General features: G+C 60.2%; 23 protein-coding genes and 1 tRNA gene. 16 read left to right on the top strand and 8 right to left on the bottom strand.

Going from position 1 to position 22907, the window contains the following annotated elements:
• Window positions 1-8: 8 nt before the first annotated feature.
• Window positions 9-917: an allose kinase gene (alsK, locus tag ACSBQS_RS22220; protein ID WP_047026641.1), complete on the top strand. Its 909-nt coding sequence runs from the start codon at window positions 9-11 to the stop codon at window positions 915-917.
• On the top strand, window positions 914-1840 hold the full coding sequence (gene rbsK / locus ACSBQS_RS22215; RefSeq protein WP_033644768.1) for a ribokinase: 927 nt from the start codon (window positions 914-916) through the stop codon (window positions 1838-1840). The genes alsK and rbsK overlap by 4 nt, the downstream gene beginning before the upstream one ends.
• A 40-nt stretch (window positions 1841-1880) precedes the next feature.
• Here rbsK and ACSBQS_RS22210 read toward each other — a convergent pair whose 3' ends face one another.
• Complete coding sequence (locus tag ACSBQS_RS22210; protein WP_047573791.1) at window positions 1881-2489, bottom strand: HD domain-containing protein; 609 nt, start codon at window positions 2487-2489, stop codon at window positions 1881-1883.
• A gap of 183 nt (window positions 2490-2672) precedes the next feature.
• Here ACSBQS_RS22210 and trhA point away from each other — a divergent pair, with 183 nt between their 5' ends.
• Both trhA and ACSBQS_RS22200 read left to right on the top strand, forming a co-directional pair.
• On the top strand, window positions 2673-3347 hold the full coding sequence (gene trhA / locus ACSBQS_RS22205; protein WP_033644772.1) for a PAQR family membrane homeostasis protein TrhA: 675 nt from the start codon (window positions 2673-2675) through the stop codon (window positions 3345-3347).
• A gap of 150 nt (window positions 3348-3497) precedes the next feature.
• A complete protein-coding gene (locus tag ACSBQS_RS22200; protein WP_033644774.1) occupies window positions 3498-3995 on the top strand; it encodes a DUF2165 family protein in 498 nt (165 codons plus the stop codon).
• A 38-nt stretch (window positions 3996-4033) separates the two neighbouring features.
• Here ACSBQS_RS22200 and ygfZ read toward each other — a convergent pair whose 3' ends face one another.
• A complete protein-coding gene (gene ygfZ / locus ACSBQS_RS22195; protein WP_047573794.1) occupies window positions 4034-5026 on the bottom strand; it encodes a tRNA-modifying protein YgfZ in 993 nt (330 codons plus the stop codon).
• Between the two features lie 320 nt (window positions 5027-5346).
• Here ygfZ and sdhE point away from each other — a divergent pair, with 320 nt between their 5' ends.
• The 5 genes from sdhE (at window position 5347) to creD (ending at window position 9571) form a co-directional block, all read left to right on the top strand.
• On the top strand, window positions 5347-5613 hold the full coding sequence (gene sdhE, locus ACSBQS_RS22190) for an FAD assembly factor SdhE (protein WP_019455657.1): 267 nt from the start codon (window positions 5347-5349) through the stop codon (window positions 5611-5613).
• On the top strand, window positions 5594-6016 hold the full coding sequence (locus ACSBQS_RS22185; protein ID WP_047026638.1) for a protein YgfX: 423 nt from the start codon (window positions 5594-5596) through the stop codon (window positions 6014-6016). Before sdhE ends, ACSBQS_RS22185 begins: the two co-directional genes overlap by 20 nt.
• Entirely contained in the window at window positions 6016-6711 is a 696-nt protein-coding gene (gene creB, locus ACSBQS_RS22180) for a two-component system response regulator CreB (protein ID WP_025304122.1), read from the top strand. The genes ACSBQS_RS22185 and creB overlap by 1 nt, the downstream gene beginning before the upstream one ends.
• Window positions 6708-8126: a two-component system sensor histidine kinase CreC gene (creC, locus tag ACSBQS_RS22175; RefSeq protein ID WP_033644779.1), complete on the top strand. Its 1419-nt coding sequence runs from the start codon at window positions 6708-6710 to the stop codon at window positions 8124-8126. Before creB ends, creC begins: the two co-directional genes overlap by 4 nt.
• Before the next feature lie 80 nt (window positions 8127-8206).
• Window positions 8207-9571, top strand: a complete 1365-nt coding sequence (gene creD, locus ACSBQS_RS22170; RefSeq protein WP_033652165.1) for a cell envelope integrity protein CreD — start codon at window positions 8207-8209, stop codon at window positions 9569-9571.
• A gap of 37 nt (window positions 9572-9608) precedes the next feature.
• Here the strand turns inward: creD and fldB are convergent, their stop codons facing one another.
• Window positions 9609-10127, bottom strand: a complete 519-nt coding sequence (gene fldB / locus ACSBQS_RS22165; protein ID WP_033635825.1) for a flavodoxin FldB — start codon at window positions 10125-10127, stop codon at window positions 9609-9611.
• Between the two features lie 106 nt (window positions 10128-10233).
• Here fldB and xerD point away from each other — a divergent pair, with 106 nt between their 5' ends.
• The 6 genes from xerD (at window position 10234) to ACSBQS_RS22135 (ending at window position 16631) form a co-directional block, all read left to right on the top strand.
• A complete protein-coding gene (gene xerD, locus ACSBQS_RS22160) occupies window positions 10234-11133 on the top strand; it encodes a site-specific tyrosine recombinase XerD (protein WP_033644935.1) in 900 nt (299 codons plus the stop codon).
• 26 nt (window positions 11134-11159) lie between these two features.
• Window positions 11160-11876, top strand: coding sequence for a bifunctional protein-disulfide isomerase/oxidoreductase DsbC (dsbC, locus tag ACSBQS_RS22155; RefSeq protein WP_033644784.1), 717 nt, complete (start codon window positions 11160-11162; stop codon window positions 11874-11876).
• Between the two features lie 6 nt (window positions 11877-11882).
• Window positions 11883-13616 carry a single-stranded-DNA-specific exonuclease RecJ gene (gene recJ, locus ACSBQS_RS22150; RefSeq protein ID WP_197666766.1) on the top strand — a complete coding sequence of 578 codons (1734 nt, stop codon included), beginning with the start codon at window positions 11883-11885 and terminating at the stop codon, window positions 13614-13616.
• A 168-nt stretch (window positions 13617-13784) separates the two neighbouring features.
• Window positions 13785-14883, top strand: a protein-coding gene (prfB, locus tag ACSBQS_RS22145) for a peptide chain release factor 2 (protein WP_099783420.1) whose coding sequence is annotated in 2 segments (ribosomal slippage) — window positions 13785-13859 and window positions 13861-14883 — 1098 coding nt in all. Because the reading frame shifts where the segments join, the coding sequence is not laid out codon by codon here.
• 9 nt (window positions 14884-14892) lie between these two features.
• A complete protein-coding gene (gene lysS, locus ACSBQS_RS22140; RefSeq protein ID WP_004931697.1) occupies window positions 14893-16410 on the top strand; it encodes a lysine--tRNA ligase in 1518 nt (505 codons plus the stop codon).
• 147 nt (window positions 16411-16557) lie between these two features.
• Window positions 16558-16631 (top strand) — tRNA-Gly (locus tag ACSBQS_RS22135).
• 118 nt (window positions 16632-16749) lie between these two features.
• Here ACSBQS_RS22135 and ACSBQS_RS22130 read toward each other — a convergent pair.
• Entirely contained in the window at window positions 16750-17589 is an 840-nt protein-coding gene (locus tag ACSBQS_RS22130) for a helix-turn-helix domain-containing protein (RefSeq protein WP_197750053.1), read from the bottom strand.
• Window positions 17590-17836: 247 nt separating this feature from the next.
• On the opposite strand from ACSBQS_RS22130, the gene ACSBQS_RS22125 reads away from it, so the two are divergent.
• Window positions 17837-18226 carry a DUF3224 domain-containing protein gene (locus tag ACSBQS_RS22125; protein ID WP_047026636.1) on the top strand — a complete coding sequence of 130 codons (390 nt, stop codon included), beginning with the start codon at window positions 17837-17839 and terminating at the stop codon, window positions 18224-18226.
• Between the two features lie 98 nt (window positions 18227-18324).
• On the opposite strand, the gene ACSBQS_RS22120 is transcribed toward ACSBQS_RS22125, so the two are convergent.
• From ACSBQS_RS22120 to ACSBQS_RS22105, 4 genes are all read right to left on the bottom strand, one after another.
• Window positions 18325-20322: a BCCT family transporter gene (locus tag ACSBQS_RS22120; RefSeq protein ID WP_033644786.1), complete on the bottom strand. Its 1998-nt coding sequence runs from the start codon at window positions 20320-20322 to the stop codon at window positions 18325-18327.
• 164 nt (window positions 20323-20486) lie between these two features.
• Window positions 20487-20834: a hypothetical protein gene (locus ACSBQS_RS22115; protein WP_232092631.1), complete on the bottom strand. Its 348-nt coding sequence runs from the start codon at window positions 20832-20834 to the stop codon at window positions 20487-20489.
• A gap of 149 nt (window positions 20835-20983) precedes the next feature.
• Window positions 20984-22216 carry a cysteine desulfurase-like protein gene (locus ACSBQS_RS22110; protein WP_197666769.1) on the bottom strand — a complete coding sequence of 411 codons (1233 nt, stop codon included), beginning with the start codon at window positions 22214-22216 and terminating at the stop codon, window positions 20984-20986.
• Window positions 22213-22827, bottom strand: coding sequence for a 2OG-Fe dioxygenase family protein (locus tag ACSBQS_RS22105; RefSeq protein ID WP_223524591.1), 615 nt, complete (start codon window positions 22825-22827; stop codon window positions 22213-22215). Before ACSBQS_RS22105 ends, ACSBQS_RS22110 begins: the two co-directional genes overlap by 4 nt.
• Between the last annotated feature and the right edge of the window lie 80 nt (window positions 22828-22907).

Below are 22907 nucleotides of genomic sequence, written 5' to 3'. Positions count from 1 at the left end.
CGGGGGACATGATGCGGTATTTTCTTGGCGTTGACGTCGGCGGCACCAATACCCGCCTGCTGTTGATGGATGATGAAGGTGAATTCAGCGGTTACCGCAAGATAGCGACCGCCGACTGGGCGCGGCAGGCCGATCCGCTGGCGGCGTTGGGCCGGCTGATCGCCGGACATTGCCAAGATCGTCAGGTGGCGCAGGTGATGCTGGGGCTACCGGGGATCCTCAGCCGCGATCGCTCGCGGGTGCTGTCGCTGCCGTTTATCCCGGCGCTGGACGCTCAGCCGGTGGCGGCGCTGTTGGCCGATTTGCTGGCGCTGCCGGTGCGAATGGACAAGGACGTCAATCATCTGCTGTGGTGGGATCTGCAGCAGCTGCCGGCGTTGCCGCAGGTGGCGGTCGGGCTGTATCTGGGCACCGGCATGGGCAACAGCCTGTGGCTGAACGGCGATTTTTACCACGGCGCGCACGGCGCCGCCGGCGAGCTGGGGCACATTCCCTGGCCGGGCCATCAGGGCGAATGCCCGTGCGGTAAACGGGGCTGCGTCGAGAGTCTGACGTCCGGTCACTGGCTAACCGGCTGGGCGCGCGCCAACGCGGCGCAAACGCCGTTCGACCGGTTGTTCGAACGCCACGGCGATCATCCGGAGCTGCAGCGCTTCGTCGAGCGATTGGCGCAGACCATCGCCGTCGAAATGAACGTGATCGACCCCCAGCGCCTGATCCTGGGCGGCGGCGTGATCGCCATGCGCGGTTTTCCGCTGGCGCGGCTGGAGCAGGAGATCCGCCGTCATCTGCGCGCGCCGCAGCCGGCGCAGGGGCTGACGATCTCCGTCAGCCGCCTCAGCGATGAAACCGGCAGCAAAGGCGCCTGTCTGGCCGCCCGGCGCCACCTCCAATTGAGCAGGGAGTACCCGCAATGAAAGGCAAAGTCTGCGTGTTTGGTTCGTTCAACCTGGATATCGTCGCCGGCATGGCGCGCTTTCCGCAGCCCGGCGAATCGCTGATCGCCCGTAACAGCATGATGGGCGCGGGCGGCAAGGGCGCCAACCAGGCGACCGCCGCGCTGCGCGCCGGGGCGCGGGTGCATTATATCGGCAAGGTGGGGCGCGACGACTTCGGCACGTTCGCCCGGCGCCACCTCGCCGCCGCCGGTTTCGATGCGGTGACGCTGTTCTCTACCGGCGATTGCCCCACCGGCAATGCGCTTATCTACGTTGCCGGCGAGGATGCGGAAAACATGATCGCCGTCGATCCCGGCGCCAACCTGACGGTCAGCGAAGACGAGGTGCGTCAGTGCCGGCCGGCGATCGCCGCGGCGGATATTCTGCTGACTCAATTGGAGAACAACCTGCCGGCGATCGAGCAGGTGATCGCCATTGCCCGCGAAGCGCAAACGTTCATCATACTCAACCCGGCGCCGTTTCAGCCGGTGCCGGACAGCCTGTTGGCGCAGGTCGATCTGCTGACGCCCAACGCCACCGAGTGCACGTTGCTGACCGGCGTGCCGGTGCGCGATGTGGCTTCGGCGCGCCAGGCGGCGCAGGTGTTGCACGCCAAGGGCATTCGTTTGCTGATCGTGACGTTGGGCACGCAGGGGGCGTTGTTCTCGGACGGGGAAAACAGCGAGCTGATCCCGGCGTTTCCGGCACAGCCGAAAGACACCACCGGCGCGGGCGATGCGTTTAACGGCGCCCTGGCGGCGCAGCTGGCGAATCAGGTGCCGTTAGCCGAGGCGGTGCGCTTTGCCGCCGCCTATGCGGCGGTCTGCGTGGAGCGCGCCGGTGCGGCGGGGTCGATGCCGAGCTATGAGGAGGCCTTGGAACGCCAACGGACGTTCGCGTGACGATAACGGGCTGCGGCGCGGAGGCGGCAGCCCGGTTCCCTTATTTCAACCAGCCTTTGCGCTGCGCGTCCCGCAGATGTTGCTCCAGGTGGCGCCACAGCTCGGGATGCACGTCGGCGATCGCCGCATTGCGCGACAGTACCTGCTCCAGGCTGATGCCGTTTTCCACCCAGCTCTGGCCTTCGTTGTGCAGGTTCATCAGCATCGGCATGGTGCGATCCAGCAGCAAGGCGAAGCGGGCATCGGCGCTTTCGCCATCTTCATACTCCTGCCATAAAGCGGTGAAATACTCGCGCTGTGTCTGCGGCAGCATGCCGAACAGACGGCGCGCCGCCGCCACTTCCTGATCGTGGATCGCCGCGCGGGCGGCCAGATCGTAGACCAGTACGTCACCGGCGTCGATTTCCACGATGTCATGCAGCAGCGCCATCTGGATCACGCGCTGAATGTCTACGTCATCACCGGCGTACGGGGCCAGGCTCATGGCGGCGATGGCGAAGTGCCAACTGTGTTCGGCGGAGTTTTCCTGGCGCTGGGTGCCCAGCACTTTGGTGCGGCGTTGCACGCCTTTCAACTTATCGATTTCCATCAGGAACTGGATGGCCTGGGTCATTGAACCGAAATCTAACGCGGGTACAGCGGATGACATGGTGTAAACCTCAAGGTGGGTGGGTTGAAGCCTGACGATTGTAGACCACCGGGCAGGGGATTTCGATGGTTACACGCGTTCACATTTTTATTTTAGCGTACACGTGTACACTGGAATTATTCTCAGTTAAGCTGCTTTGCGTTAATTTCGAACAGAGCAGGGCATTTTGAGGGGTTGCGCGTTATGGGGAAAACGGACGTAGTGAAAGCCGGGACCAATAAGATTGTCGCCGCGGCTTATCCGTGGGCGGAAGAGATCGCCAACAGCATCAGCCACGGCATCGGGCTGGTGTTCGGCATCGTCGGCCTGGTGTTGCTGTTGGTGCAGGCGGTGAATACCGGCGCCGATGCGACGGCCATCACCAGTTACAGCCTGTACGGCGGCAGCATGATCCTGCTGTTTCTCGCTTCCACGCTGTACCATGCGATTCCGCATCAGAAGGCCAAGCATTGGCTGAAAAAGTTCGATCACTGCGCCATTTATCTCCTGATTGCCGGCACTTACACACCGTTTTTGCTGGTGGGGCTGGATTCGCCGCTGGCGAAGGGATTGATGGCGGTAATCTGGGGGTTGGCGCTGCTCGGCGTGCTGTTCAAACTGGCCTTCGCCCACCGTTTTGAAGCCCTGTCGTTGGTGACCTACCTGACGATGGGCTGGCTGTCGCTGATCGTGATTTATCAGTTGGTCACGCGGCTGGAGGCCGGCGGCGTCACGCTGCTGGCGATCGGCGGGGTGGTCTATACCCTGGGCGTGATTTTCTACGCTTCCAAGCGCATTCGCTTTGGCCACGCCATCTGGCACGGCTTTGTGCTCGGCGGCAGCGCCTGCCATTTCATGGCGATCTACCTGTACGTCTAAGCGTTGCCGCTACGTCTGAATGCGTATTGAACTGGCGCCTCTTTTGTTTTAAAAAATAGGCGCTTGCTTCTTTCGGGTATCCAGCAAGCCCGTTCCTTCATTTCTGAGCCCGCATACCGTTTCTTTAACCTCTGTTCAGGACTCACCAAGATGATCGTTCGCTTATCCAAAGCGCTGCTGGTCTGCGCTATCGCCTTGTTCGCTTCGCTGGTCGCCTTCGGCAACATCACCGACTACGGCTCCAACTTCGCCTTTGTGCGCCATGTCTTTATGATGGACACGATTTTCCCCGACGCCACCATCGGCTATCGCTCGATACAGACGCCGTGGCTGCATCACGCCGGTTATATTTTCATCATTGCGCTGGAAAGCCTGACCGCGCTGCTGTGCTGGATCGGCGGCCTGCGACTGTTGGGCGGCCTGAAACTGCCCGCCAGGGCCTTTAACGGCCGCAAAAAGCTGGCGGTGGTCGGCCTGACGCTGGGCTTCCTCACCTGGCAGGTCGGTTTCATGTCGATAGGCGGCGAGTGGTTCGGCATGTGGATGTCAAAGCAGTGGAACGGCGTCCCCGATGCCTTTCGTTTCTTCATCACCATCATTTTGGTGCTGATTTATCTGGTGCAGCGCGACGGGGAGTTGGACGAGTAACGAAGATGGCCGCAGGCAGGGCGCCTGCGGCCGACGGATTATTTCTCTTCGGCCAGCGAGTAGGGCAAGGGTTTGATCGCCAACTGGCTGGCGGCATCGTCGCGCACCCGCAGCTTGCTGTCGGCGTCCAAATCGTTGTTCATCACCACCTGCACCCACAGCGTGCCGTCGGCCAATTGGCTCGACGCCAGTACAGTGCCGGTGCGGCGCCAGTTTTCCCCCAGCTGCAGCTCCAGATCTTCCGCCGCCTGCGGGGCGCGAGCGGCTTTACCTTCCAGCCAGTAGAGCGCGCGTTTGTTTGCGCCGCGGAATTTGGCGCGCGCCACCATCTCCTGGCCGGTATAGCAGCCCTTGCTGAAGCTGATGCCTTCCAGCGCCTGCAGGTTGGTGGCCTGCGGGATCAGCTGCGCGCTGTTGGCGGCGTCGATAATCGGATAACCGGCTTCGATCTCCAGCGCCAGCCACTGGCTGCTGTCATTCAGTTCCGCCTGATCATGCAGTTTGCCGATCAGCTGTTCGGCCACGGCGGGGCGGGTCACCAGCAGAAAACGTTCCGCCGGCGCAGCGAAGTGCAGCAGCGTGGTTTCGCCTTCCTGCACCACCGGGTGCTCGGCACTCGGCAGCGTGGCGAACAGACCCGCCAGCGCGGCGCGCGCCTGGAAACCGGCGACCCCCAGCAATACCGCGTCATTATCGGCGGCGATGGTGACTTTGGAAAACACCGCATATTTTTTGATTTCAGCCAGTTGGCTGTCCAGCACGCTGCGGCGCTCCAGATAGGCGAAGCCTTCGCCACGGTGGAACAGACGCAGGTTGCTCCACATTTTGCCCTTGGCGTCGCAGTGGGCGCACAGCACGTGTTGATCGGCCGCCAGCGCGTCGATGTCCGCCGTCACCTGGCCCTGGAGATATTTCACCGCGTCCGGCCCGTTCAGCGTCACCAGCGCCCAATCTTCCAGCGAGATCAGCGTCAGGGGCAGATGGGTGGAAGCGGAGGGCTGACGGGGTGGGAATGGAATGTTATGCGCCATAGTAAGTTCCTGCTCAACGTTTAGCTTACCTGAAGGGTATTGAACCCATGGTAAAAGAGGCGGCGGGCTTTGCAAACTGTTATTCGCGCCGCGGCGCCGGGGGGCGCTTTTTTTGGCATTTTGCGCTTTATTGCGTTTTCCGCCACAAAGCGCCTTCCCGGCGTGTATGTCAAATTGTTACTCTATAGGCTTGCGGCCAGGGCACCCTTGCAGACAGATCCCCGGTTGATGGAATTATATTGCGACGGCGTTGCCATACAGTGTGTCATTTGAACCCTGCGCTGGCGCTGCCGCGCTGAAAAGAGGTGAGTCATAACAACATGGATATTAACAACAAAGCACGTATTCACTGGGCTTGCCGTCGTGGCATGCGCGAGCTGGACATCTCCATCATGCCGTTCTTCGAATACGAATACGACAGCCTGAATGACGCGGACAAGGCGCTGTTCATCCGTCTGCTCGAGTGCGACGATCCCGATTTGTTCAACTGGCTGATGAATCATGGCGCGCCGCAGGACAGCGAGCTGCAAAGAATGGTGACCCTGATCCAAACGCGAAATAAAGATCGTGGCCCAGTGGCGATGTGATATCCGCATTTCCTGGCGCACCCAGCTGTTCTCTCTGTTGACCCACGGCGTCCTGATCCTGCTGATCCTGATTTCGCCCTGGCCGGAAGGCTTTGGTCCGCTCTGGCTGGTGTTGCTGACGCTGGTGGTGTTTCAGTGCATTCGCAGCCAGAAGCGCATCGCTGCGGTGCAGGGTGAACTGCGGCTGCTGGCGGACAGGCGTTTCAGCTGGCACGGCCGAGAATGGCGGCTGGCGAAAAAGCCCTGGATGCCGGGCTACGGCCTGCTGCTGACGTTACAGCCTATGGAGGGCAAAAAGCGCCGTCGGCTGTGGCTGGCTTCCGACTGCATGAGCAAAGAGGAGTGGCGCCACCTGCGGCAGCTGTTGCTGTATCCGCCGGCGGGTGACGGCGAGGAACCCTGATGAAACCCGTACTCTGGTTGGTGGAGGATGAACCCAGCATCGCCGATACGCTGGTTTACACGCTGGAGAGCGAAGGCTTCGAAGTACGCTGGTTCGAACGTGCGGAACCGGCGTTGCAGGCGCTGGCGCAAGGCGCGCCCGCGCTCGCTATCCTCGATGTCGGTTTGCCGGATATCAACGGCTTTGAATTGTGTCGCCGCCTACTGGCTCAGGCGGCTGACCTGCCGATTCTGTTTCTTACCGCCCGCAGTGATGAAGTGGATCGCCTGATCGGGCTGGAGATCGGCGCCGACGACTATGTCGCCAAGCCGTTCTCCCCTCGTGAGGTCAGCGCCCGGGTGCGCACCATTTTGCGCCGCCTGCATAAGCAGCAGCGCCTGCAACAGAGCGCGCGCTACCATTTCGGTGCTTTCACGCTCGATGAAGATGCGGCCACCATCTCCTACCATCAGCGGCCGCTGCCGCTGACCCGTTACGAATACCTGCTGCTGAAGACGTTGCTGTTGGCGCCGGGACGGGTGTTCTCGCGGCAGCAACTGATGGAAAGCGTTTGGGCGCAGGCGGAAGAAAGCCTGGATCGCACCGTCGATACCCACATTAAAACGCTGCGCGCTAAGCTGCGTGCGGTTGAGCCCGGTGAGCCGCCGATCCACACCCACCGCGGATTGGGCTACAGCGTGAGCCGCCAGCCATGAAAATTGGCCTGCGCCTGCTGCTGGGATATTTTCTGATCGTGGCGGTGGCCGGGTACTTTGTGCTGAGCATTTTCGTCCAGGAAGTGAAGCCCGGCGTGCGGCGCGCTACCGAAGGCACGCTGGTGGACACCGCCAACCTGCTGGCGCAGATCGCCCGTCAGGACATGCAGCGCGGCGATGCGGCGCATGGCCAACTGGCGCAGGCGTTCACGCAGCTGAACCAGCGGCCGATCGGCGCCAATATCTCCGGCATCCGCAAGGATCGCAGCGAATACCACGTCTATCTTACCGATGCCCAGGGGCGGGTTATCTTCGATTCTGCCGGCCGCGCGCAGGGGCAGGACTATTCGCGCTGGAATGACGTTTATCGGACGCTACGCGGTGAGTACGGCGCTCGCAGTACCCGCAGCGATCCAGAAGATGAAAACAGTTCGGTGATGTATGTGGCCGCGCCGGTGATAGAACAAGGGCGTATTATCGGCGTGCTCACCGTGGGCAAACCCAACAGCACCATGGCGCCGGTGATCAAACGCAGCGAACGGCGCATTCTGTGGGCCGGCGCGTTGCTGCTGGGGATTGCGCTGCTGATCGGCGCGGTATTCGTCTGGTGGATCAACCGTTCGATAGGCCGGCTGGTGCGTTATGCCGACGGGGTGGCGCAAGGGGAAATCGCGCCGCTGCCCAAAGTGGGCGGCCGGGAATTGACGCAGCTGGCGCAGGCGTTGGAGAGCATGCGGCTGAAGCTGGAAGGCAAAGCTTATATCGAACAGTATGCACATACCCTGACGCATGAGCTGAAAAGCCCGCTGGCGGCGATCAGGGGCGCGGCGGAGCTGTTGCAGGAACTGCCGCCGCCGGAGACCGCCCGGCGTTTTCTTACCAACATCGAGCAGCAAAGTGCACGCATCCAGCAGCTGGTGGACAAACTGCTGGTGCAGGCGCGGCTGGAGAGTCGGCCAGACATGGAGACCGCGCCCATCGCGATCGCGGCGCTGGTCAGCCAGACGATGGCGGGCAAAGAAGCGCAGGCGACGCAGCGCGGCGTCAAATTGCAACTGGAGGCGTTGGCGGAGGTGACGCTGAACGGCGATGCGTTGCTGATCAGCCAGGCGCTGACCAACCTGCTGGACAATGCGATCGACTTTACTCCGCCGGGCGGTTGCGTCAGCGTGCGAGGCGAACGGCGGGAACAGCATTACTGCATCAGCGTTTGCGATGACGGCAGCGGCATTCCGGACTATGCGCTCGATAAGGTGTTCGAGCGTTTTTATTCGCTGCCGCGCGCCGAACGGCCGAAAAGCAGCGGGCTGGGGCTGAACTTCGTGCAGGAGGTCGCCCGTCTGCATCATGGCGGCATTCACCTGTGCAACCGCCGGCCGCACGGGGTGGAAGCGACTTTCATGTTATCGCTGTAACTTCACCTTCCCTTCACATAACCACATTCTGATTTCACCTGCGGATTTTATCGTGGCCTCATAACCTACGAGGAGCGAGCATGATGAAATCGGTACTTTTCTGGAAAATAACCACGCTGCTGGGATTGATGGTAGTGATGTTGATCCCCATCGCCCAACTGATGAGCGTGATCGACGAGCGCAGCGGCTATCGGCAAAGCGTGGTCGGGCAGGTGAGCGAAAGCACCAGCGGGGCGCAGCGCGTGCTTGGCCCGTTGATTGTCATTCCCTATGTCGAACGCGAAGAGAAGAAAGACGAGAAAGGGCAAACGGTAGTGCAGCGGGTGCAGCATTACCGCTATTTGCTGCCTGAGTCGCTTCAGGTGCAGGGGGCGCCGAAAGTAGAGGTGCGCAAACTGGGTATTTATCAAACGCAGGTTTACCAGGGGCCGCTGAGCTTCAAGGTGCGTTTCGGCCAGCCGGAGCTGACGGATTTGCAACGCGCCAACGTGACCGTCGGCCAGCCGTTCCTGCTGGTGGCGCTGAGTGACTCTCGCGGCATCAAGAGCATTTCTCCGCTGGCAATGCCGCAGCCGGTGGCGTTTGAGCCGGGCACCGGCGTGGGATCGTTGCGCCAGGGGATCCACGCCCCGCTGACGCTGGCGATGCTGCAACAAAAAGAGGGGCTGAACGCCGACTTCACCCTGACGTTGGCGGGCACCAGCAGCCTGTCGCTGGTGCCGCTGGGGCGCAGCAGCGAGCTGCAGCTACAAAGCAACTGGCCGCATCCGAATTTCCTCGGCAACTTCCTGCCGGACGAACGCAAGGTGACGGAGCAGGGGTTTAGCGCTCGCTGGCGCAGCACCTGGTTTGCCAACAACATCAACAGTGCGTTCTATTACGACGATGGCATTATCGACGAGGACAAACTGCCGGCCTTCAGCGCCAGCCTGGTCGAACCGGTCGATCATTATCAGCTGACCGAGCGCGCGGTCAAATACGCGCTGCTGTTTATCGGGCTGACGTTTATGGCATTTTTCCTGTTCGAAACTCTGACCGGGCTGCGGGTGCACCCGATTCAATATCTGTTGGTCGGCGCGGCGCTGGTATTGTTCTACCTGATTCTGCTGGCCTTCTCCGAACACCTGGGATTCGCTCTCGCTTACCTGGCGGCCAGCATCGCCTGCAGCGGACTGATCGGCTTTTATCTGAGCGCCGTACTGCGCGGCAAGCTGCGCGGTGCGCTGTTCGCCGCGAGCCTATTGCTGTTGTACGGCGTGCTCTATTTGCTGTTGCAGTCGGAGGACAATGCGTTGGTGCTGGGAGCAGGGCTGCTGTTCGCCATTCTGGCGGGCATTATGCTGTTGACGCGCAAACTGGACTGGTATCAGGTGGCTGATCCGGCGCGTTTGACCAAGGAAACGCCAGCTGCGGAAGACGAGCCACGCTTCCGTCTGTGGAAATAAGCGAGGGGGATCGGGCGCGCTACGCGCCCGATAGCGGCTACAGCAGCGGCTCCATCTCCAACAGGATCTGTTCGCACCATTGCTGCAGGCGCTCTTCGCTCAGATCGTATTGGTTGACCTCATCGAGCGCCAGGCCGACGAAGTGTTTGCCGTCGGCGCTCAGCGGTTTGGGGCTGGTGAACTCGAAGCCCTCAGTTGGCCAGAAGCCGATGAACTGCACGCCCAGCGGCGCGATGTGATCGTGCAGCATACCCAGCGCGTCGAGGAACCACTCGCCGTAACCGAGCTGATCGCCCATGCCGTACATGGCGACGATCTTGCCTTTCAGATCCAGCGCCGGCAGCTGCGGCCAGATCGCTTCCCAGTCTTCCTGCAGTTCGCCGAAATCCCAGGTCGGGATGCCGAGGATGAGAATGGAATAGTCCTCCATCAGCTTGGGCGAGACGTCTTTCAGGTTGTGCAGGTCGACCAGGTCTTCACCCAGAATCTCACGGATTTTTTCTGCCGCCATCTCGGTGTAGCAGGTGCTGGAGCCGTAAAACAGACCAATCTTCATGTGTAAACCGTTACGTTGCTGTTTAGAGAATTGCAGCGAGTATACCTGATTTGCGTCGGCTTAAGGCATAATGGCGCGGGTGGAAATGCAACGAAGAGAGGACCGCGTGCAACAGCAAGACAATGCGCTGATTGAACAATTCCTGGATGCGCTGTGGCTTGAGCGCAATCTGGCGGAAAATACGCTGGCCTCCTACCGGCTGGATTTGCAGGCCCTGGGCGCCTGGCTTGGCCAGCAAAACACCGATTTGCTGCAGGCTCAGGCCTTGGATCTGCAGGCGTTTCTCGCCGAGCGGGTGGACGGCGGCTACAAGGCCACCAGCTCCGCGCGCTTGCTGAGCGCCATGCGTCGCCTGTTTCAGTATCTGTACCGCGAAAAGCTGCGCGCCGACGATCCCACCGCGCAGCTGGCTTCCCCGAAGCTGCCGCAGCGTTTGCCGAAGGATCTGAGCGAGGCGCAGGTCGATGCGCTGCTGCAGGCGCCCTGCGTCGATCAGCCGCTGGAGCTGCGCGACAAGGCGATGCTCGAGGTGTTGTACGCGACCGGGCTGCGGGTCTCTGAGCTGGTGGGGTTGAACATCAGCGACGTCAGCCTGCGTCAGGGCGTGGTGCGGGTGATCGGCAAGGGCAACAAGGAGCGGCTGGTGCCGCTGGGCGAAGAAGCGGTCTACTGGATCGAAAATTATCTGGAGCACGGGCGCCCGTGGCTGGTCAACGGCCAGACGCTGGATGTGCTGTTCCCCAGCAACCGGTGTCAGCAAATGACCCGACAGACGTTCTGGCATCGCATCAAACACTATGCCATCCTTGCGGGCATCGACAGCGAGCGTCTGTCGCCGCACGTGTTGCGGCACGCGTTCGCCACCCATTTGCTGAACCATGGGGCCGATCTCCGTGTCGTACAGATGTTGTTAGGCCACAGCGATCTCTCGACCACGCAAATTTATACTCATGTAGCGACCGAACGACTGAAACAGCTACATCAACAGCATCACCCGCGCGCCTGAGCGGCGGGTTCGAAAGGATTGGAACAATGAAAAAAGGTTTAATGCTGCTCTCTCTGCTGGTGGCTTCGGTGGCCGGCGCCGCCCATGCCGATGACGCGGCGATCAAAAAAGCGCTCGCCAGCCTGGGCATTCAGCAGGCGGACGTGCAGCCTTCGCCGGTCAACGGCCTGAAAACCGTGCTGACCGACAGCGGCGTGCTGTACGCCTCCGAAGACGGCAAGCACATCCTGCAGGGCCCGCTGTTCGACGTTAGCGGCAAAGAGCCGGTCAACGTGACCAACCAACTGCTGAGCACCAAGATGGACGCGCTGAAAGATCAGATGATCGTTTACAAAGCGCCGAAAGAGAAACACGTGATCACCGTGTTCACCGATATCACCTGCGGTTACTGTCACAAACTGCATCAGCAGATGAAAGAGTACAACGATCTGGGCATTACCGTGCGTTACCTGGCGTTCCCGCGCCAGGGGCTGGCTTCCCAGGCTGAAAAAGACATGCAGTCGATCTGGTGCACCGCCGACAAGGCCAAGGCGTTCGACGCCGCCATGAAGGGCGACGCCGTTTCTCCGGCGACCTGCAAAACCGACATCAGCAAGCATTACGAGCTGGGCGTGCAGTTCGGCATTCAGGGCACGCCGGCCATCATCCTGGAAAACGGCATGATGATCCCGGGCTATCAGGGGCCGAAAGAGATGGCCGCCATGCTGGACGCGCATCAGGCCGCCACCAAAGCCGGTGGTTAATCGCCGGTGAGTATCAAAACGCAACTACGCCGCCGCCCGGCGGCGGACGACACGCATCTGCCCGCCAGTTTGCCGCCGCTTCTGCGTCGGCTTTACGCCCTGCGCGGCGTGCAGGCTGAGCAAGAACTGGAGCGCGGCGTTAAGGGCATGCTGCCCTGGCAACAGCTGGACGGCATCGACGACGCCGTCAGCCTGTTGCAGCAAGCGCTGGCCGACGGTCGCCGCATCATGGTAGTGGGCGATTTCGACGCCGATGGCGCCACCAGCACCGCGCTGACGGTGCTGGCGCTGCGCAGCATGGGCGGCGCAGCCGTCGATTATCTGGTGCCTAACCGTTTCGAAGACGGTTACGGCCTGAGCCCCGAAGTGGTGGAGCAGGCGGCGGCGCGCGGCGCGGAACTCATTGTTACCGTCGATAACGGCATCTCCTCCTACGCCGGCGTCGACGTGGCGCACGCCAAAGGCATGCAGGTGCTGGTGACCGATCACCACCTGCCGGGCGAGACCCTGCCGGCGGCTGAAGCGATCGTTAACCCCAACCTGCGCGGCTGCGCCTTCCCGTCCAAATCGCTGGCGGGGGTAGGCGTGGCGTTCTACCTGATGCTGGCGCTGCGCGCCCGGCTGCGGGACAGCGGCTGGTTCGAGCAGCGCGCGCTGGCGATGCCCAATCTGGCGGAACTGCTGGATCTGGTGGCGCTCGGCACCGTGGCCGACGTGGTGCCGCTGGACGCCAACAACCGCATTCTGGTGTATCAGGGGTTAAACCGTATTCGCGCCGGCAAATGCCGACCGGGCATCCGCGCGCTGCTTGAGGTGGCCAACCGCGACGCCCGCCAACTGGCGGCCAACGATCTCGGTTTCGCCCTCGGCCCGCGGCTCAACGCCGCCGGCAGGCTGGACGACATGTCGATCGGCGTGGCGCTGCTGTTGAGCGACGACATCGCGCAGGCGCGCATGCTGGCCAACGATCTCGATGCGCTGAACCAGACGCGACGCGAGATAGAGCAGGGCATGCAGGTGGAAGCCCTGCAGCTGTGCGATCAGCTGGAGCGCACCAGCACCGAGCTGCCTTACGGGCTGGCGATGTATCATCCGGAATGGCATCAGGGCGTGGTGGGCATCCTCGCTTCGCGCATCAAAGAGCGTTTCCACCGTCCGGTGATCGCTTTCGCGCCGGCGGGCGACGGCATCCTGAAAGGCTCCGGCCGTTCGGTGCCCGGCTTGCACATGCGCGACGCGCTGGAGCGGCTGGATATGCTGAACCCCGGGCTGATGATGAAGTTCGGCGGCCACGCGATGGCGGCCGGGCTGTCGCTGGAAGAGGCTAAATTCGACGAGTTCCGCCAGCGTTTCGGCGAGCTGGTGGGCGAATGGCTCGATCCGGCGATGTTGGAAGGGGTTATCTGGTCCGACGGCGAACTGGCGATGCAGGAGCTGTCGTTGACGACGGCGGAGCTGCTGCGCGAGGGCGGCCCGTGGGGCCAGGCGTTCCCGGAACCGACCTTCGACGGCAAGTTCCGCATCCTGCAGCAGCGGTTGGTGGGTGAGAAACACCTGAAGCTGATGGTGGAACCGCTTGGCGGCGGCCCGCTGCTCGACGGCATCGCGTTCAACGTGGACACCACGCTGTGGCCGGACAGCAGCGTGCGCGAAGTGGAACTGGCCTACAAACTCGACGTCAACGAGTTTCGCGGCAACCGCAACGTGCAACTGCTGATCCAGCACCTTTGGCCGCGCTGAGGCGAAATTGAACACAACTCGGGGATTGGGCTCTCCAATCCCCGGCATCCTTCCCGATCGCCACAAAAACTGACCAACTCGCTATAAACTGCCGCCCGGATCCGTTAGAATTAGCGGTTCCAATGGCATTCCGCCATCGACGACATCAACGTAAAAGAACGCAAAACCATGTTTGAAATTAACCCGGTAAAAAACCGAATTCAGGACCTGTCCGAGCGGACTGCGGTTCTTAGGGGGTATCTTTGACTATGATGCCAAGAAGGAACGCCTAGAAGAAGTCAACGCCGAGCTGGAGCAGCCGGACGTTTGGAACGAACCGGAGCGCGCACAGGCGCTCGGCAAAGAGCGCGCCGCGCTGGAAGCCATCGTTGAAACCATCGATCACCTGCAGCAGGGCAGCGAAGACGTCAGCGGTCTGCTGGAGCTGGCGGTGGAAGCCGACGATGAAGAGACCTTCAACGAAGCGGTCGCCGAACTCGATCAACTGATCGCCAAGCTCGAGCAGCTGGAATTCCGCCGCATGTTCTCTGGCGAATACGACAGCGCCGACTGCTATCTGGACATTCAGGCCGGCTCCGGCGGCACCGAAGCGCAAGACTGGGCCAGCATGCTGCTGCGCATGTACCTGCGCTGGGCCGAAGCCAAGGGCTTCAAGACCGAAGTGATCGAAGAGTCCGACGGCGACGTTGCGGGCCTGAAATCGGCCACCATCAAGATCATCGGCGACTACGCGTTCGGCTGGTTGCGCACTGAAACCGGCGTTCACCGCCTGGTGCGCAAGAGCCCGTTCGACTCCGGCGGCCGTCGCCACACCTCGTTCAGTTCGGTGTTCATCTACCCGGAAGTGGACGACGATATCGACATCGATATCAACCCGGCGGATCTGCGCATCGACGTGTACCGCGCCTCCGGTGCGGGCGGTCAGCACGTCAACAAAACCGAATCCGCCGTACGTATTACTCACCTGCCAACCAACATCGTGGTGCAGTGCCAGAACGATCGTTCTCAGCATAAGAACAAGGATCAAGCGTTTAAACAGCTGCGAGCCAAGCTGTACGAGTTTGAGATGCAAAAGAAAAATGCTGATAAACAGGCGATGGAAGACAACAAGTCCGACATCGGCTGGGGCAGCCAAATCCGTTCTTACGTGCTGGATGACTCCCGCATCAAGGATTTGCGCACCAACGTCGAAACGCGTAACACGCAGGCCGTACTGGATGGCGACCTGGATAAATTCATTGAGGCAAGTTTGAAAGCCGGGTTATGAGGAATAGAAATGTCTGAACAACAAGTACAGGGCGCCGATCAGGCGCTGGATCTCAATAACGAGCTGCAGTCCCGCCGCGAGAAACTGGCCGGCCTGCGTGAGAACGGCATTGCGTTCCCGAACGACTTCCGTCGCGACTCCACCTCCGACAAACTGCACGCCGCGTACGGCGATAAAGACAACGAAGAGCTGGAAGCGCTGGGCGTAGAAGTGACCGTCGCCGGCCGCATGATGACCCGCCGCATTATGGGCAAGGCATCCTTCGTTACGCTGCAGGACGTGGGCGGCCGCATTCAGCTGTACGTCGCGCGCGACGATCTGGCTGAAGGCGTGTACAACGAGCAGTTCAAGAAGTGGGACCTGGGCGATATCCTCGGCGCGCGCGGCAAGCTGTTCAAAACCAAGACCGGCGAACTGTCGATCCACTGCACCGAACTGCGTCTGCTGACCAAAGCGTTGCGTCCGCTGCCGGACAAATTCCACGGCCTGGCGGATCAGGAAACCCGTTACCGCCAGCGTTACCTGGATCTGATCGCCAACGAAGAGTCGCGCAACACCTTCAAGGTGCGTTCTCAGGTGATGTCGGCTATCCGTAACTTCATGGTGGAACGCGGCTTCATGGAAGTCGAAACCCCGATGATGCAGGTGATCCCGGGTGGCGCGTCGGCGCGTCCGTTCATCACCCACCACAATGCGCTGGATATCGACATGTACCTGCGCATTGCGCCGGAACTGTATCTGAAGCGTCTGGTGGTCGGCGGCTTTGAGCGCGTGTTCGAAATCAACCGCAACTTCCGCAACGAAGGCGTTTCTCCGCGTCATAATCCAGAGTTCACCATGATGGAACTCTACATGGCTTACGCGGATTACAAAGACCTGATCGAGCTGACCGAGACGCTGTTCCGCACCCTGACCGAGAAAGTGCTGGGCACCTCTCAGGTGCAGTACGGCGACGAAGTGTTCGACTTCGGCAAGCCGTTCGAGAAGCTGACCATGACCGAGGCGATCAAGAAATACCGTCCGGAAACCGATCTGGCTGACCTGGCCGACATGGGCAAAGCGGTGGCCATCGCGGAATCCATCGGCATCAAGGTTGAGAAGAGCTGGGGCCTGGGCCGCGTCGTGACCGAGATCTTCGAAGAAGTGGCGGAAAGCCATCTGATTCAGCCGACCTTCATCACCGAGTACCCGGCTGAAGTGTCGCCGCTGGCGCGCCGCAACGACGTGAACCCGGAAATCACCGACCGCTTCGAGTTCTTCATCGGCGGCCGTGAAATCGGCAACGGCTTCTCCGAGCTGAACGACGCCGAAGACCAGGCGCAGCGCTTTGCCGATCAGGTGAACGCCAAAGACGCCGGCGACGACGAAGCGATGTTCTACGACGAAGACTACGTCACCGCGCTGGAGCACGGCCTGCCGCCGACCGCCGGTCTGGGCATCGGCATCGACCGCATGGTGATGCTGTTCACCAACAGCCACACCATCCGCGACGTGATTCTGTTCCCGGCGATGCGCCCGCAGAAATAATCGCGTTTAGCGTGCAACAACCGGTGCGGGCAACTGCGCCGGTTTTTTTTCGTCTACGAGACTTAACCGCTTAAAACATCGACAGTTACGCGCCATCTCCGCTTGCCCGCCGCCGATAACCGGTTATAATGCCTGTCGCACACCGATGCGGGTGTAGTTCAATGGTAGAACGGCAGCTTCCCAAGCTGCATACGAGGGTTCGATTCCCTTCACCCGCTCCAAGCCCGTTTACTCCTTCGTCTTACACGTTCACAGCACGCGTTATTTCCCGTTTCAGCCTCTGGCACTCATCTCGCCGAAGTCATTCTGACATTGCGCCTTGTCTCTCAATAAAGCAGGTCAGCGTTTGGCAAAGGCCGCCTGTATGCCGTTATTCTCCGCGTGCAGGGACCTGACATACTCGCTGGGCGACTGGCCCACCAGAGCGCGAAAATCGCGAGCGAAATGGGCCTGATCAAAATAGCCCAATTCCAGCGCCAGCCTGCTCCAATCGCGCGGCGCGTGAGCCTGCAGTTGCGCGATGGCTTCATGCAGACGATAGCGTTGGATCACCCATTTGGGGCCGACGCCTACGTATTTATGAAATAGCCTCTGTAGCGCGCGTTTGTCTATCGCCGCAGTGCCCAGCAATTGGTTTACCGACGTTATGCCAAGGTTGTCGGCGATAGCGGCCACGAGCCTGTTCGCTCGCGCGACGTTAGGATCGGGTTGGGGCCGCCGCGCCAGCAGGAAAGCCTCCGCGACGAGCGTCATCGCACTCGTCGTAGCGCACGTGGCGATACGCGTCGCCAGCGACTGGCAATCAGCGCCAAACACGGTCTGCGCAGGCATCGAGCGGTTCGCGAGCGTCGATATGGGCGCTTGCAGAAAGGGATGGAAGCCGCCCGGCTTAAACTTGATGCCAAAGGCGAAGCCTCGCCCTTCAAGGAGCCGCTCGAAGCGATCGGCGTGAACGCCGTAAACGTATGATTCATTCCGTTCGATCACCAGATGCACGTTGGGGTGGGGCAGTGTCGCTTGCCGCTGAGGCGGTAACTCCCGCAGATCCCAGCGCACACACCAGTAGTGCTCGACCAGATCGGCCAACGCAGCTGATGGCGAGTGGCGCTCGTGTATAAACTGACTTTGCGTCGGCTGCGGATGCAGCACTCCGCGCGGTTTGGCATTCCCGGCCGTCATCTTGAGCTACCGTCATGCGGGGCGACTTGTCGCGTTTTTGCAATCATCTACCTGGTCGCTCCTGATACATTCACATATGTCTTCGCGCCGCGTTATGCGCCGCGATAGCTGCTGGAAGATAATGACGATTTTATAACTCGACAGATTGATCTGTATGGGCGCGTTTAATCTTTGCCGCGGCCATTGCCAGGAACGCAGCGCGCACCGATGCGTCTGTGTCATCAACCTTAACAAAGGGGTTTGTAAAATGCATGCGACAGGAACATTCGACGTCAAATTGACGCCGCAAACCGCAACGGCTGAAATTGAGACGGCCAAGCTCAGTCGGATGACGATTGATAAGCAATTTCATGGTGACCTGACTGCGGCCAGCCTCGGAGAAATGCTGGCTGTACGCATGGAGGCGCATGGCTCCGCCGGTTATGTGGCAATGGAGCGCGTAACGGGGACCTTGCATGGCCACAAGGGCAGCTTCGTGTTACAGCACAGCGGCACCATGAACCGTGGGGTTTCGTCGCTGCAGTTGACGGTCGTCCCCGATTCCGGGACGGGCGAGCTGACGCAATTGAGTGGAACGATGACGATCGAGATCGACCAAGGCACGCACCGCTACACGATGGATTATGTCCTTCCCTAGGGGAAGAACGAGGTGAACGGCGACCCAAACTTGTGTCAGCGCCGTGGTGAAGAAAGCAGGGCAAAAAAATGCCGCCCCTGGGGACGGCATGTCGGCATTCAGCGCACCAGATGCAAGAAATGCAGATGCTTTTCGTACTGGTCGAGAATATCGTTGATCAACTGCTCCTGATTCCAGCCCATGACATCGTAGTTCTGGCCGCCTTCTTTCAGGTAGATCTCCGCGCGATAATATTTGTGCTGCTCGGCTTGCTGTTCATCATTATCCAGCCCGGCCAGGGCGAAGGTCGGCGAGCTGTAGCCGCGCAGTCTGACTTCATAGATAAAGTTAAGCTCATCGCCTAAATCAACCTCGAAACGAATGCGATCTTCCGCGCCGGTGTTGATACTGCTGAGCGTGCCTTGCTTACTCAGCTCCTCCTGCACCAGCGTCATGGCCGACTGGATGACTTCGTCCATAAAGCGCTTAACCAGCGAGCGCTTTGGCAGATAAGCGATATTACGCAGCCTGCGCTGCCAGGGGATAGGATTGCGGGCGGCGGTAGGGGCAATGGTGGCCATATTCTGGCTGTCGCGCTTGGTCAGATCGCGACGCAGCGCCTTAAGCAAACCGTAAATGGATATCAGCAAGATGGCCGAGAAAGGTAGCGCGCTGGCGATGGTGACGGTTTGCAGCGCGCTGAGCCCCCCGGCGATCAGCAAGGCGATGGCGACGATGCCCATCAGCGACGCCCAGAAAATGCGTTGCCATACCGGCGTGTTGCTGGAGCCGCCCGAAGCCAGGGTATCCACGACCATGGCGCCGGAGTCGGCGGACGTGACAAAAAAGACGATAACCATCGCCATGGCGATAAACGAAAGCACGCTGGAGAATGGGAAATGCTCCAGGAAGTTAAACAACGCCAAGGCCACGTCTTGTTGTACCGTAGCGGCGAGATCTGTCGCGCCCTTTTCCATGATGAGGTAAATGGCGCTGTTGCCGAACACGGTCATCCACATGAGGGTGAAGCCGGCCGGGACGAACAGCACGCCCGTGACAAATTCGCGGATGGTTCGGCCGCGGGAAACCCGTGCGATGAACATCCCGACGAAAGGCGACCAGGAGAGCCACCACCCCCAGTAGAGCAGCGTCCATCCACCTAGCCAGTTGCTGGATTTGGGTTCATAGGCATACAGGTTGAAGGTTTTGCTGACCAGCTCGGACAGATAGCCGCCGGTATTTTCCACAAAGGATTTCAACAGCAAAACGGTTGGCCCCAACAGCAAGACCAAGGCCAGGAGCAACAGCGCCAGGCTGAGGTTCAGCTCCGACAGAAAGCGTATGCCCTTCTCCAGCCCGGAAACCACGGAAATGGTGGCCAGCCCGGTAATCACCACGATTAATATCACCTGAACGGTTTCGTTGATTGGCACGCCAAACAGGTGGTTAAGCCCGGCGTTGACCTGCAATACGCCATAACCCAGCGAGGTCGCGACCCCGAATACGGTGCCGATGACGGCGAAGATATCGACGGCGTGGCCGATAGGGCCATAAATGCGATCGCCGATGATCGGATAAAGCGCGGAGCGCAGGGTCAACGGCAGGCCATGCCGATAGCTGAAGAAGGCCAGAATCAACGCCACGATGGCGTAGATTGCCCAGGCATGCAGCCCCCAGTGGAAAAAGGTCAGGCGCATGGCTTGTTTGGCCGCCTCGATGCTCTCGGGCGTGCCGACCGGCGGCGAGAGATAGTGCATAACCGGTTCTGCCACGCCGAAGAACATCAGACCAATGCCCATCCCCGCCGAAAACAGCATGGCAAACCAGGAGTGATAGCGAAAATCGGGTTGCGCATGATCGGGGCCAAGTTTGATGTCGCCGTAACGAGAAAGCCCCAGAAACGTCACGCTGAGCAATATGAGCGCCACGGCCAAAATATAAAACCAGCTGGCGTTGGTGAAGATTTGTTGCTGCAGAAGCTTGAAGTTTTTGTCAGCGACGTCGGGGAAAAAGGCGGCGAAGGCGACCAGAAGAAAAATGAGGACTGCAGAGGTGAAGAATACCGCTTTGTTGATATGGCTTTGCGGCTTATTTAAGGAGGTGTCTTTCTCACTCATAAATTGATTTATTCCATTTGTTTGATTATCGCCCTGAATGGAGGAAAGGTGGTGACTGTAATATCGTAGCAAAATAGTCGGGCTGGCGCAGGAGGCCGACGCCGCTCTATAGAGCGGAATTACCGCTGTCTCTACGCGGTAATTCCGAATAATTCACGTTGCCGTTAGTTAAATAAAAAGGCCAATAACCCCGTCACCTTATTCTTATTTTCCCATCCCTCCAATTTCATGCAGGCATTAACGTGTTCTTTTCTGCGCATTTCATTGCGGTCCGAAGGAAAAACGACGCCGTGAGTATTGGGGATATCTGCGCCGTTGATATTCATGGAGGAGAATACAGGCGAGCGGGTGTCTAAAGACAGGCTCACGGGATAGCGTTGTTCGGCTTCTTGTCGGCAGCTTGCTCTGGCGGCTACAAGGGGTGTCGGAGCCGCCGTTTGCGCTTCCCACTTTTCCGGCGTGGCGCAGGAAGACATCATCAACGCGGCGGTGATAACGGCATATTTTCTCAACGTAAAAATCCCTTTTCAAAAAAATCCCGCCTATTCTACCCAACCCCTCAAACAGGGGGAGCGTTATTCACGTTTAACGCCTCCGGCGACACGCACGGCTATTCATGCGGTGTGACCCGCCGGAAAACCGGGCGGGCCGTTATGACGCATTAACCGAGGATCTCCTCGGCGAGTATTTCAAACAGCGTATCGATCTCATCAAGGGTGTTGTAGTGCATCATGCCGATGCGCAGCACGCCGCCGTCCTGCAGCCCCAGTTGCTGAATCAGGCCCAGCGCATAGAAATGTCCGCTGCCGGCGCAGATGTTGTGGTGCCCCAGCCGTCGGGCGATCGCGTCGGGCGCCTGGCCGCTGAAGGTCAGGGCGAAGGTCGGCGTGCGGCGTGCGCTGTCCGCCTGCGGATTGCCGTAGAGCCGCACGCCGTCGAGTTGCTGCAGCCGTTGCAAAAAGTGGCGGCACAGCGCCTCTTCATGCCGGTGGTAGGCGGCGAAGCTCTCCTGCAAGCGCTGCCTTAACGGCGCGTCGGGCGTGCCCCACTGCGCCAAATACTCGATAGCGGCCGCGACGCCGGCCAGCGCTTCGAAGCTCTGCGTGCCGGTCTCGAAACGGCCGGGGCCGACGTCGGTGGCCGGCTCGACTTTGTACGGCCGCAGGCGCTGCAGCCACTGCGGCGCGATGTAGGCCATGCCGACGTGCGGGCCAAAGAATTTGTAGGCGGAGCACACCAGGAAGTCACATCCCAACGCCTGCACGTCGATCAGGTTATGCGGCGCGTAATGAACGGCGTCGACATACACCTGCGCGCCCACCCGATGTGCGGCTTCAACGATGGTTTTGATATCGACGATGCTGCCGGTGACGTTGGACGCGTAGCTGACCGCCACCAGACGCGTGTTGGCATTGATGCGCGCGCACACTTTTGCCGCGTCGAGAGAACAATCGGCGCTCTCCAGCGCTATCTGATGCACCACGGCGCCTTTGTCGGCGGCGGCCTGCTGCCAGCTGGAGACGTTGGCGTAGTGATCCAGCGCGGTGACGATGACCTCATCGCCGTCCCGCCAATCGCGACTGATGATGCGGCTGAGATGAAAGGTCAGCGTGGTCATGTTCATGCCGAAGACGATGTTGTCGGGCGACGGTGCATTTAACAAGGCGCGCACCGATTCGCGCGCCTGACTCATCACCTCGCCGGTAACCCGGCTGGAGAAGTAGTGCCCGCCCAGGTTGGCGTTGTACTTCCCCAGGTAGTCGGTCATTTTTTCCAGCACGCCCCGGGAAACTTGCGCACCGCCGGGGCCGTCGAAAAAGATCGCCGGTTTGCCGTCGATCTGCCGGGACAGGGCGCTGAACTGGCGTCGGGCGAGCTCGGGGGTAAAGGTCATGCTTTCTCTCCCCGAGCGGTGAGGACGAAGAGATCCAGATAGCCTTCTTCATTCGGGCTTACGGTATTGATCGGCGTGGCGTTGTGCCACAGTTTACTGTCCGCCAACAGCACGGCTTCACCGTCGGCCAGCGCTTTTTTGAAGAAAGGATCGTGGCGGCTGTCGTCGTACAGCATGATTTCGCCGCCGACGATATTGTGGCGGTGAATGGCAATCATCGCGATATGGTCGAAACCGTCCTGGTGAATGCCTTCCGGCGCCACCAGCGTATCTTTTTGGATGGCGACCACGCGCATCTGGTGGATCTCTATTTCGGCGCCTTCCGGCAGTTCGTTGTTTTCGGCAAACAGGTTGCACATTTCCGCCATACCGGCGCTCTGCAGCACGGCGCTGTCGATAGGCTCGAAGCGGCGCACCACGTTGCCCTGGAAATGGTTGATCTGATCCGACTGCATGAAGGTACGCGGCCCCACTTCGGCGATGTTGGGGTTGAGGTATTTCACGACGGAATAACGGCGCAGGCGATATTTGCCGTCGGCATGTTGCGTGTGGGGCAAGGAAGAAAATGAGGGCATCAGCTCTTGGGTGGCTTGCGGGCTTAGTACAGTCATACTTATTACGTTTTCGTGTTTCTGTAACATAATCACCTCTAATAATAATAATTTCTGATGTTGTAGGGGGTAATTCGATT

Source organism: Serratia sp. H402Y (genome assembly GCF_051172415.1).
GTDB lineage: Bacteria > Pseudomonadota > Gammaproteobacteria > Enterobacterales > Enterobacteriaceae > Serratia > Serratia ureilytica.
Note: the sequence above shows the minus strand (reverse complement) of the source record. Positions and strands in the feature narration are given on the sequence as shown.